9 protein-coding genes are annotated in these 11586 nt (G+C 73.0%); 2 read left to right on the forward strand and 7 right to left on the reverse strand.

Annotated features, from left to right (window positions below):
- Window positions 1-233: 233 nt before the first annotated feature.
- Window positions 234-1772, forward strand: coding sequence for a glycoside hydrolase family 6 protein (locus AMK24_RS00065; protein WP_073763642.1), 1539 nt, complete (start codon window positions 234-236; stop codon window positions 1770-1772).
- A 76-nt stretch (window positions 1773-1848) separates the two neighbouring features.
- Here AMK24_RS00065 and AMK24_RS00070 read toward each other — a convergent pair whose 3' ends face one another.
- The 7 genes from AMK24_RS00070 to AMK24_RS00100 form a co-directional block, all read right to left on the reverse strand.
- Window positions 1849-2871: a CopD family protein gene (locus AMK24_RS00070; protein ID WP_384579976.1), complete on the reverse strand. Its 1023-nt coding sequence runs from the start codon at window positions 2869-2871 to the stop codon at window positions 1849-1851.
- A gap of 302 nt (window positions 2872-3173) precedes the next feature.
- On the reverse strand, window positions 3174-3389 hold the full coding sequence (locus tag AMK24_RS00075; RefSeq protein WP_073763646.1) for an EF-hand domain-containing protein: 216 nt from the start codon (window positions 3387-3389) through the stop codon (window positions 3174-3176).
- A gap of 39 nt (window positions 3390-3428) precedes the next feature.
- Window positions 3429-4307: a polysaccharide deacetylase family protein gene (locus AMK24_RS00080; RefSeq protein ID WP_073763648.1), complete on the reverse strand. Its 879-nt coding sequence runs from the start codon at window positions 4305-4307 to the stop codon at window positions 3429-3431.
- Window positions 4308-4742: 435 nt separating this feature from the next.
- Entirely contained in the window at window positions 4743-5258 is a 516-nt protein-coding gene (locus AMK24_RS00085) for an ATP-binding protein (protein WP_073763650.1), read from the reverse strand.
- A gap of 274 nt (window positions 5259-5532) precedes the next feature.
- Window positions 5533-6300 carry an enoyl-CoA hydratase/isomerase family protein gene (locus tag AMK24_RS00090; RefSeq protein WP_073763652.1) on the reverse strand — a complete coding sequence of 256 codons (768 nt, stop codon included), beginning with the start codon at window positions 6298-6300 and terminating at the stop codon, window positions 5533-5535.
- Window positions 6301-6391: 91 nt separating this feature from the next.
- Window positions 6392-7636: a L,D-transpeptidase gene (locus AMK24_RS00095; RefSeq protein WP_073763654.1), complete on the reverse strand. Its 1245-nt coding sequence runs from the start codon at window positions 7634-7636 to the stop codon at window positions 6392-6394.
- A 233-nt stretch (window positions 7637-7869) separates the two neighbouring features.
- Window positions 7870-9111, reverse strand: coding sequence for a L,D-transpeptidase (locus tag AMK24_RS00100; protein WP_073763656.1), 1242 nt, complete (start codon window positions 9109-9111; stop codon window positions 7870-7872).
- Window positions 9112-9264: 153 nt separating this feature from the next.
- Here AMK24_RS00100 and glgX point away from each other — a divergent pair, with 153 nt between their 5' ends.
- Complete coding sequence (glgX, locus tag AMK24_RS00105; protein WP_073763658.1) at window positions 9265-11547, forward strand: glycogen debranching protein GlgX; 2283 nt, start codon at window positions 9265-9267, stop codon at window positions 11545-11547.
- Window positions 11548-11586 lie beyond the last annotated feature (39 nt).

Raw genomic sequence — 11586 nt, forward strand, 5'->3', positions numbered from 1 at the left:
CGCGGGGATGGACACGCCCGCACGCCTCCGGTTGGATGATCACCGTTCGCATGCGAGCGCATGTTCGAATAACTGGGGGCGGCGGTATGGAGCGCACACGAAGGCCTCTTCCCGGCGAGGGGGGCGGCGGAGGGCCCCCTCCCCTGAGGACCCCTCAGCCGTCCCCCGCGGGCGCGGCGCCGAAGCGCCCGCACCCGTCTCCCCATCCTCACGAGCAAAGGACACCGACACCGGTGCGTACGAGATCCCTGCTGTACACCCTCACCGCGTTACCCCTGCTGGCCGCCTCCCTGATGCTGCCGGCCTCCACCGCGCACGCCGCGCCCGAGCCGCTGCTCTACGGAGAACTCGCTCCCGAGGGCGACTTCGGCACCGCCCCTCCGACCGGCACCTGGTGGTCCTCCACGGGCACCGGCGCCGACTACACCGGCGGCACGATGAAGACCTCCGTGGGCCCCGAGAAGACCGAGGTGTACCACGCGATGCTGGGGCGCGACGGCGTCCGGCTGCGCGAGGGCGCGCTGTACACCCTCTCCTTCGACGCCCGCTCCTCGGCTCCGGCGGACATCGTGGCGACCGTCCAGGAGTCCGGCGGGAAATTCACCGCACCCCTCCGCGAGTCCATCACCCTGGGCACCGTGAGCAAGCGGTACCAGTGGACCTTCCGCTCCACGATCGATACGACCGCCGGTCAGGGCGGCCAGATAACCTTCCAGCTCGGCGCGCAGAAGGAGCACCGCGCCTTCGCCTTCGACAACGTCTCGCTGACGACGTCCACACCGCGCGAGGGCTTCTTCGTCGACCCCGAGTCCAACGCCAGGAAGTGGGTGGACGCCGCCCCCGCCCCCGAGCACGATCCGTACCGGCTCACCCGCGCCAGGATCCGCACCGAAGTGGCGGACCGGATGACCGTCAAGTGGTTCGGCGACTGGAACTCCGACGTGCGCCTGGCCGTCGACACGTACGTCACCCGGGCCACGGCCGCCGGCCAACTGCCCACACTCGTCGCCTACAACATCCCCGGCCGGGACTGCGGCGGCGCCTCCGACGGCGGCGCGGACGGCCCCAGGCTGTACAAGGAGTGGATGGACGCCTTCATCGCCGGCATCGGCAAGCGGCCGGCCATCGTCGTCCTGGAGCCCGACGCGGTGGCCCAGGCGGACGTGGAGCAGAACTGCCTCACGACCCAGCAGCGCGAGGCCCGCTTCGACATGCTCTGGTACGCCAACCAGCACCTCGACGCGCAGGGTCCGTACGTCAAGACGTACCTCGACGCAGGCAACGCCACCTGGACGCTGGGCGAGCGCCGCGAGGACGACCCGGCGGACAAGGGCATCGGCCTGAGCGACATGGCCGACCTGCTGGGCCGCTCGGGCATCTACCTGGCCGACGGCGTGGCGGTGAACGTGGCCAACTACCACTCCACCGGCATCTCCGACGACTACGGCCGCCGGCTCGCCGCCCGCGTCAAGGAGCGGCTGGGCGTGGACACGACCTGGGTCGTGGACACCTCCCGCAACGGCAACGGCGCGTACCGGATCCCCGGCGACGAGACCAGCGGCCAGGTCGGGTTCTGCAACCCGCCGCTGCGCAAGCTGGGATCGCCCTCCCGGACCGGTGAGGGCGGCGCCGCGTTCTACCTGTGGATCAAGAACCCCGGCGACTCCGACGGCCGGCACGCCGACGACTCACGCTGCTCGGCCACCGGGCCGCAGGTCAAGGCCGGCGACTTCTCGCCGGAGTTCGCGCTGCGGCTCATCGACGGCACGTGAGGAAGGCCCGGCGGGGCCCCACCGCGGTGGGGCCCCGCCGGGGAGGCGCGCGGCGGCGGGACCGCCCCGGCAGGGGTCAGGGCCGCAGCGAGATCCAGTGCGGGTCGGGGACGGCGGTGAGGACCGCCGAGACCACCACCACCAGGGCCAGCACGGCCTGTTCGCGGCGGGCGAGCCGGTGCGCGACGGAGGGGTCGGCGTCCTGGAGCATCCGCCGCCGGGCGGCCACCGCCAGCACGCTGACCACGGCCATGAGCGCCAGTTTGACCAGCAGGGTGCGCCCGTAGGCGGAGGTGAACACCACGTCCAGGGGCAGGCGGCGCAGCGTCGAGACCGTGCCGGTGGCGGCGAGGGCGACGTACAGCCAGATCGCCAGGCGCGCGTACCGGCCGAGCAGCGTGCGGGCCGCGACGGGCGAGCCGCGCCAGAGCCACATGGTGCGCAGGACGTACAGCAGGCCACCGGTCCACAGCGAGGCGGCGGTCAGGTGGACGACGGTGAGGGCGGCGCCGAACTCGGGGCTGTACGCCTCCGGGTGGGCGCGCAGGGCCTCCGCGCCGATGACGACGGCGAGCGGGGCGAGCGCGAGGGCCGGGCGCTTGCTCGCGGCGCAGAGGGCCGCGACGACCAGGCCGTTGGCGATGAGGAGGAGCAGTCCGCCCTCGCGGGTGCCGTACGTCTCGGTGATGCCGAGGCCGCTGACGGCGGCGAGGAGGACGATCTGCCCGGCGGCGGCAGCGGCCCCGGCGAGCGAGGCGGCCACCGCCCAGCTCCGTACGCCGGTACGGGGGCGGCCCCTCACGGGCCGGATGAGCTGCGGGGCCAGGAGGTCGCCCAGATGGAGGGCGAGGGCGGCGAACAGGACGGCGCGGAGCACGGCGGCGAGCCCCGCCCCGGGTATCCGGAGCTCCCCGGTGCCGCGGGCCGCGAGGCCGGGGCCGAGCAGGGCCACGAGGAGCGCGAGGCCGACCGCGGCGCCCACCAGCAGCGGCCCGGCCCACGGGCGTGCGGACCGCGGCCCGGCCGGTCCTTCGGGCAGCGCGTGGGCGCGGGCCGCGCCGGGGTCCGCGGGTCTCGGCGGGGCCGTCGTCGGGGACATGCCGGGCCCGGTCGGCGGGGCCGGGTCCGAGGAGGGTCCGGAGAACATCACGGCCCGATCTTCACTCCTGGACAAAGACGCGGCAAGCCGCACATGACGGGTGTTCCGGTCGAAACCCACCGGGAACGGGCCCTCCGGGACGTACTCCCCGCACCCGTCCGCACCAGTGTCCGGGCCTCGGCCGGATCACGGAGAGGCGCCGCCCGGTCGGCCGGGAGCCGGGCCGGGGCGGCCCGTGCGGATCGGCCGCGACGCGTCCGGAACGACGGCGGTCCGTTCGGTCCGGCCGCGGCCCGTCCGGTTCAGCCCTTGTTCTGCGCGGCCCAGAACTCGTCGAAGGTCAGCTGGCCGTCGCCGTTGGCGTCGTGGGCGTTGATGATCGCCTGCGCCACCGTCTCGGTGACGAAGGGGTCCCCCAGCTGGGCCATGGCGCTCTTGTACTCGTTGGCCGTGATGAGCCCGTCGCCGTTCGCGTCGAACTTCTCGAATACCGTCCGCGCCGACTCGATGTCCGCCACAGTTCCGCCCCTTCGTGATGCCGAATGTCAGGGGTCAGGTTATCGGGCCGCCCCGGCGGCCCCGGCGGCCGGTCGGGCCAGCAGCTCCGTGGCCGTCACGGCGTGCAGCCCGCGCCGCCCGATCTCGGCGAGGAGCAGCGGCAGCGCGGCGACGGTGACGGGACGCCCGAGGCTCAGCTCCACCACCGATCCGTTGCGCAGCTCCCCCGCGACCTTGCGGGTGACGGCGGCGACGCGGGTGGCCGCGTGGTCGAGCGATTCCACGTCGCAGCCGAGGAGGTGGGGGTAGCCGGCCCGCCGCGCGAGCCGTTCGACGAGCGGGGAGGCGTACGTGGTGGGCGAGGGGCGGAACCAGGCGCCGACGGACCCGGTGAGCCGGCGCAGCCGCCGTGCGCAGGAAGCGATCTCCTCGTACGCCGCCCGCTCGTCGAGGGCCGCGAGGTCGAGGTGGTGCTCGGTGTGGTTGCCCAGCTCGTGGCCGCCGTCGAGGATGCGGCGGGCCAGGCCGGGGTGCCGGGCGAGCCAGGTCCCCACGGCGAGCACGGTGACGCGTGCTCCGGCCTGTTCGCACCGGGTGAGCGCGGCGAGCGTGAGGTCGGGGTCGCCCCGCCCGTCGAAGGTGAGGGCGACCCGGGGCCGGTCGCGGGGGCCGTGCGCGATGCGGACGGGCAGTCCGGGGAAGCGTCGGGGGGCGGGCGCCGGGGAAGCGGCGCCGGGCGTCGCCCGGCCGGTCGCGGCGGGCCGAGGAGCCGCGCCGGGCCCGGGCCCGTCGGAGGCGCCGGGGGCGGCCGGGCCCGGGCGGGCGGGGCCGGCCGCCCCGTCGCCCCGGGCGCATCCCGCCAGCAGGGCGGCGGCCAGCGCTCCGGCCCCGGCGCCGAGCGCCTCACGGCGGCCCGGCGGCGTCCCGTACCCGTCCATGCCCGACCACCTCGTGCTCCCCGACTGCCACCGGCTGCCACCGGCTCCCGCCGGTTCCGGAGACACAGTAGAGGCGGCATGGGCGAAATGCGGAGATTGGGCAGTTCATCGAATGATCTATGAATCATTCAGGGGACGCCATAATGATGCATGAAATGCCAGGTAAGTGACGGAGCACACCTGCGATTCACGTATCCGATGTCTGTTTAGCCCTAGAAAATACCGACAAGTCGCTTTGGCACCGAGGTCGCCCGTCTGCCATAGTCGGAGCCACGACCCCCATTGACCCGGGCAAGGTCGCCATAAGCGGCCGTGAACACACCCCCCATTTCACGGCCCCCGTCAGAAGCCCCCGCAGCGCCGCACCCCGGCCGACCGGGGGCTTCTGCGTATCCGGCGGCCGGACGCGGGCCGCCCGACGCGGAGGACCGGCGGTCAGCGGTCGGAGATGCGCATCTCGAACCAGGTGGTCTTGCCGCGGGGGAGCAGGTCCACCCCCCAGCGGTCGGAGAGCTTGTCCACCAGGAAGAGGCCCCGGCCGCTGACGTCCATCTCGCGCACCGGCATCAGGCACGGCAGCCCGCGCGAGGGGTCGCGCACCTCGACGCGGATCCAGCCCCGGCGGCGCACCATGCGTAAACCGAAGACCCGGGCCCCGGTGTGGCGCACGGCGTTGCCGACCAGCTCCGAGACGAGGAGCACCGCGTACTCGGCGGTCTGCGGCGAGAGGGCCCACTGGCGGAGCACGACGCAGGAGGTGAGCCGCCGGGCCGTCGCCGCCGACTCCGGGCGCGACGGCAGCCGGACCTCCTCCTCGGTCGGATTTCCGAACAACTCCAGCGCCTTGAACGCCTGTTCGTCGTCCATCGTCGACGTCCACCGTGCCGCGGTCGCGCTGCTGCGCGGTCGCGGCTGATCCACACCCTCCAGGCCCGCCATGCCCACCATCATGGCCGCACACATCGCCCCCCGGGGCGGATCCGCGGGAATCCGCACCCCCCGAACAGGCCGCCCGAGGAAGGCTTTTGGCATATGCCCCCGGCATGACGCCCTTCTGAAAGACCCCTCTGAGCTGCGGCGACACCTCGCCTTCCGAGGGCAGCCCGGCAAAAGACGGCTCCGGGCCTTAAGGTTGCCTTAAGGCCCGGATAATCCGCTCTCACGGATGAACTCCCCGCGCGGGACCGTCCGTCCCGACTACCGGGGCACCCGTTACGACTACGGCTCAGCGGAACGTGGCCTTGCCCGGACCCTCCTCGACGAAGCTGCGCATGCCCCGCTCGCGGTCCTCGGTGGCGAACAGGCCGGAGAACCAGTTCCGTTCGATCGTGAGCCCGGTGTCGATGTCCGTCTCCAGCCCGGCGTCGATCGACTCCTTGGCCGCGCGCAGCGCCAGCGCGGGCCCCTTGGCCAGCTTGGCGGCCCAGGCGTGGGCCTGCTCGTAGACCTCGGCCGCCGGGACCACCCGGTCGACCAGGCCAAGCGTGAGGGCCTCCTCCGCCGTGACCATGCGGCCGGTGAAGACGAGGTCCTTGGCCCGGGAGGGGCCGATGAGGCGGGCCAGCCGCTGCGTGCCGCCCGCGCCCGGGATCAGCCCGAGGAGGATCTCCGGCTGGCCGAGCCTGGCGTTGTCCGCGGCGATCCGGAAGTCGGCGCAGAGCGCCAGTTCGCAGCCGCCGCCGAGCGCGTAGCCGGTGACGGCGGCGACGACCGGCTTGGGGATGCGGGCGACGGCGGTGAAGGCGTCCTGGAGGCCCTTGGACCGGAGCACCATCGCGGTGTGGTCCATCGCCTGCATCTCCTTGATGTCCGCGCCCGCCGCGAACACCTTCTCGCCGCCGTAGAGGATCACGGTCCGCACGTCCTCACGCCGCGCCGCCTCCTCGGCCAGTTCCCGCAGCCGGTCCTGGATCGCGACGTCCAGGGCGTTCATGGGCGGCCGGTCGAGCCGGATGGTGCCGACGCCGTCGCGTACTTCGAGAGTCACAGTCATGCCGAAAGGTTAACCACCGCTAACGGCGGCGGGCCCGGCGCCGTTGGTCACAGCACCGGGCCCGCCCGGATTCCTCAGGAGCGGAAGGGGTCTACTTCTTCCACTCCTCCCAGTCCATGTTCCAGCCGTTGAGGCCGTTGTCCGGCTGGATCACCTTGTCGTGGGAGTTCTTCACGATGACCACGTCGCCGATCAGCGACTTGTTGTAGAACCAGGCCGCCGGCGTCTGGCCGTCGTAGCCGCCGCGCACATCGCGCAGGCCGACGCAGCCGTGGCTGGTGTTGGTGTTGCCGAAGATCGAGGACGCGCCCCAGTAGTTGCCGTGCAGGAAGGTGCCCGAGGTGGAGAGCCGCATGGCGTGCGGGACGTCCTTGATGTCGTACTCGCCGCCGAAGCCGACGGTGTCGCCGTTCATGCGGGTCACCTTGAGCTTCTCGCTGATGACCATCTGACCGTTGTACGTGGTCGTCGCCGGGGCGCCCGCCGAGATCGGGATGTCCTTGATCTGCTTGCCGTCGCGGACCACCTTCATCCGCTTGGTGCTCGCGTCCACGGTGGAGACCTGGCTGCGGCCGATGGTGAACTTCACCGTCTTGGACTGCTTGCCGTAGACGCCCGGCCGGCCCTCGACGCCGTCGAGGCCGAGTTCGACGGTCACCTTGGTGCCCGGCGCCCAGTACTTCTCCGGCCGGAAGTCGAGGCGGTCGTTGCCGAACCAGTGGCCCTCGATCTCGACGGCCGGCTCGGCCGTCACCCTGATCGCCCGCTCCACCGCGTCCGGGTCGGTGATGCCCCGGGTGAAGTTGATGGAGACCGGCATGCCGACGCCGACGGTGGAGCCGTCCTCCGGCGTGTACTGCCCGATGAAGGTGTTGGCCGGGACGAGCGTGGTGAAGGTGGTGTCCTTCGCCGACTCACGCCCCTCGGAGTCCTCGGCGACCGCGTGGACCGTGTACTTGGTGGCGGCGGCGAGGTGCCGCTCGGGCGTCCAGCTCGCGCCGTCCGACGAGATCTCGCCCTCGACCTCGTTGCCCTTGGGGTCCGCGACCTTCACCGCGGTCAGCTTGCCCCGCTCGGCGCCGATCTTCAGGGCGCCGCTGGTCGCCACCGACTCCGCCCCGTCCTCGGGCGCGATGGACACCACCGCCTGCGAGGCGGCCGTGTCGCCCTTCTCGGCACCGCCCGCGGCGCCCTTCTTGTCCCCCGCGTCGGCACTGCCGCCGCACGCCGTCACCAGCAACAGCATCGCCCCCAGGACCAGGGCCAGGAGCCCCGTCCCGCCGCGCCGCTTCCCGCTCGCCCCGGCCGATGCCCCCGATATCGGCTGCCCGTTCACTGTGGTCGTCTCCCCTCGCACGGCCCGGCTCCCGCCGTGGCCCGCTCCCCCGCGCGCTACACCTGCACGCCCATCGCAAGATAATCACACCGCGAGTGGGGGGAACTCCCTCCGGAATGTCACCGTTCCGTCCCAACTGGTCCGGAGGTTCTCCGGGGAGCCGCGCAGGTGGCGCGGGGACGCCCGGGGGCGGGCGCCGGACCCCTGGGGGTTCGGCGCCCGCCCCCGGGGGGTCAACGCAGGGCGGAGCCCGCCTTCCACTTCTTCCAGCCCATGTTCCAGCCGCCGAGCCCGTTGTCCGGGGCGACCTTCCGGTCCCGGGAGTTGACCACCTCGACCACGTCGCCGATCAGGGTCCGGTCGAAGAACCAGCCGCCGGGCGCGGAGGCGTCGCCGCCCTTGGCGTCGCGCAGCCCGATGCAGCCGTGGCTGACGTTCTCCTCGCCGAAGACGGACTCGTCGGCCCAGTAGTTGCCGTGCAGGAAGGTCCCGGACTCGGTGAGCCGGATCGCGTGCGGCACGTCCTCGATGTCGTACTCGCCCTTGCCCTCCTTGTCCGTGAAGCCGACGGTCGCCCCGTTCATCCGGGTCACCTCGTGCATCTCGGTGACCACCATCCGGCCGTTGTACGTGGTGGTCTTCGGGGCCCCGGCGGTGATCGGGACCGTATCGACGAGTTCACCGTCCCGGCGCACCTCCATCGTCTTGGCCTCCGCGTCGACCCGGGAGATCTGGGAGCGGCCGACCGTGAACACGACGGTCTTGTCCTGGCTGCCGTAGACGCCCTCGGCGCCTTCGACGTCCCGCAGCCCGACGTCGACGGTGACCTCGGTGCCGGGCTTCCAGTACGTCTTGGGCCGGAAGTCGAGCCGGTCCTTCCCGAACCAGTGGCCGACGACCTCGACCACCGGATCGGACGTCACCCGGATGGCCTTCTCCACCGCCGCCCGGTCCTCGATCGGGCGGTTGAAGGAGAAGGAGACGATCATGCCGGTGCCCACGGTGGACCGGTTCTCCGGTTTGAAGTAGCCGATGAAGCGGTGCTCGGGGACGAGCGTGGTGAAGGTGGAGTGCCGGGCAAAGCGGCGTCCCCGGCCGTCCACGGCGACCGCGTCGATGCTGTACTTCGCGGCCAGGGCGAGCCGCCGCGCCCCGCGCTCCGGGGCCCAGGACCGCCCGTCCTCGGAGACGCGGCCCGCCACCGTCTGCTGCTGCGCGTCCTCGATCCGCGTGACCTCGACGCTCTCCAGCCGCCCGTCGGGGACCTTCACGGCGATGCGGGTCTCCTCGTCGACGTCCTTCGCGCCGTTCTCCGGGAAGACGCTGATCGCGTCGCCGGGGGATCTCGCCTTGCCGTTGAGCAGGGCCTCCCGGGTGTCGGTGCAGCCGGTCAGGAGGGCCAGCACGGTCAGCAGTCCTGCCCATGTCAGCACGGCGGCCGAGCCGGGCCGTGCGCTCTTCGCAGTGTGGTTCACGCTCCCCCAACGACCAGGGCCGGTCGGGGGAAACGTGAGTGGGGGGCCGCCGATGGGCAGAACAGGGGGGAGGACTACGGCGACGGGGGCCGCGGCCGGGACGCCGCGCCCCCCTTCTCCGGTGCCCGTCCTACGAGCCGCGGGAGGCTACACGTGTCGAGCGCAGCCGAGCAGGAGGCAGTACAGGACCCCGAGCGGAAGGCGGTGCGGGCCGCGGACGGGGAAGCGGCGGCCGCCGTACGGGCGGCGGTCGCGGAGGACCGCCGCGGCGGGCGGGCCGCGGCCGGCGCGCCCGCCGTGTGGCCCGGGGCCCCGACGCCGCTGGGAGCCCGCTTCCGGGCCGGCCCGGACGGGGCGGCGGGGACCAACTTCGCGCTGTGGGCGGGCGGGGCCGAGGCGGTGGAGGTGTGCCTGTTCGACGAGCGGGGCGTCGAGACGCGGTGCCCGCTGACCGAGCTGACCCACGAGATCTGGCACGGTTTCGTCCCCGGCGTGCGGCCGGGGCAGCGCTACGGCTACCGGGTGCACGGCCGCTGGGACCCGTGGACGGGGGCCCGCTGGAACGCGGCGAAGCTGCTCCTCGACCCGTACGCCCGTGCCGTGGACGGGACCTTCACGCTGCCGCCGGAGGTCTACGGGCACGTCCGGGACTGGCCGGACCAGCAGGTCGCCGACACCGTGCGGGACGACCGGGACTCGGCCCCGCACGTCCCCAAGGGGGTGGTCGTCCACGATGACGACGACTGGGCGGAGGACCGCCGCCCCAAGACCCCCTGGGCCGATTCCGTCATCTACGAGCTGCACGTACGCGGGTTCACCCGGCTCCACCCGGACATCCCGCCCGAGCTGCGCGGCACCTACGCCGGGCTCGCCCACCCCGCGGCGATCGAGCACCTGACCCGGCTCGGGGTGACGGCGGTGGAGCTGCTGCCGGTGCACCAGTTCGCCCACGAGGACCATCTGCTGCGGCGCGGGCTGCGCAACTACTGGGGCTACAACTCCATCGGCTACTTCGCCCCGCACGCCGACTACTCCGCCTCCGGCACCGCCGGCCAGCAGGTCGGGGAGTTCAAGCGGATGGTGCGCACGCTCCACGGGGCCGGGATCGAGGTCATCCTCGACGTCGTCTACAACCACACCGCCGAGGCGGGCGAGCGGGGCCCGACGCTCTCGCTGCGCGGCATCGACAACCGGGGCTACTACCGGCTCCAGCACGACCCTCGCCGCTACGCCGACTACACCGGCTGCGGCAACACCCTGCACGTGGTGCAGCCCCAGGTGCTGCGGCTCATCACCGACTCGCTGCGCTACTGGGTCACCGAGATGGGCGTCGACGGCTTCCGCTTCGACCTGGCGGCGGCGCTGGCCCGCTCGATGCACGACGTGGACATGCTCTCCCCGTTCCTCGCGGTGATCGCCCAGGACCCGGTGCTGCGCCGGGTCAAGCTCATCGCGGAGCCGTGGGACGTCGGCAGCGGCGGCTACCAGGTCGGGGCCTTCCCACCGCTGTGGACCGAGTGGAACGACCACTACCGGGACGCCGTACGGGACTTCTGGCGCGGGGCGCTCCCCGACGTACGGGACCTCGGCTACCGGCTGACCGGCTCCAGCGACCTGTACGCCTGGGGCGGCCGGCGCCCGTACGCCTCGGTCAACTTCGTCACCGCGCACGACGGGTTCACCCTGCGCGACCTGGTCAGCTACGAGCAGAAGCACAACGAGGGCAACGGGGAGGGCAACCGGGACGGCACGCACGACAACCGGGCGTGGAACTGCGGGACGGAGGGCGAGAGCGACGATCCTCACGTCGACGCGCTGCGCCGCCGCCAGCTCCGCAACCTGCTGACCACCCTGCTGCTCTCCACCGGGGTGCCGATGCTGGTGGCGGGCGACGAGATGGGCCGTACGCAGGGCGGCAACAACAACGCCTACTGCCAGGACAACGAGACCGGCTGGCTCGACTGGTCGCTGCTGGAGCAGCCGCGGTGGCGGGAGCTGGCCGCGCTGACGGCGCGGCTGCTGACGCTGCGCCGGACCCATCCGGTGCTGCGGCGGCGCGCGTTCTTCTCGGGGCGGGCGCAGGCCCCCGACGGGCTGCGGGACCTGGCGTGGTTCGCCCGGGACGGCCGGGAGATGACGGAAGCCGACTGGTACGCCCCCGCCGCCACGCTCGGCCTCTACCTCTCGGGCCGGGACATCCCGGGGCGGGACGCGCGGGGCGAGCCGGTGACCGACGACAGCTTCCTGGCGGTGCTGCACGCGGGCGCGGAGCCGACGGTCTTCGCGCTGCCGGGTGCGCCGTGGGCGAGCGCCTACGCGCTGGTCGTGGACACCTCGCTGGAGGAGCAGGCCGAGGCCCCCGGCACGGTCCTGGAGGGCGGTACGGAGCTGGCGGTGCCGGCCCGCTCGGTGCTGCTGCTGCGCGTGCTGGAGTGAGCGCGCGGCGGGGGCGCCGTCAGCCGGGCCGGCGGCAGG

This window comes from Streptomyces sp. CB02366, from assembly GCF_001905905.1.
Lineage (GTDB): Bacteria > Actinomycetota > Actinomycetes > Streptomycetales > Streptomycetaceae > Streptomyces.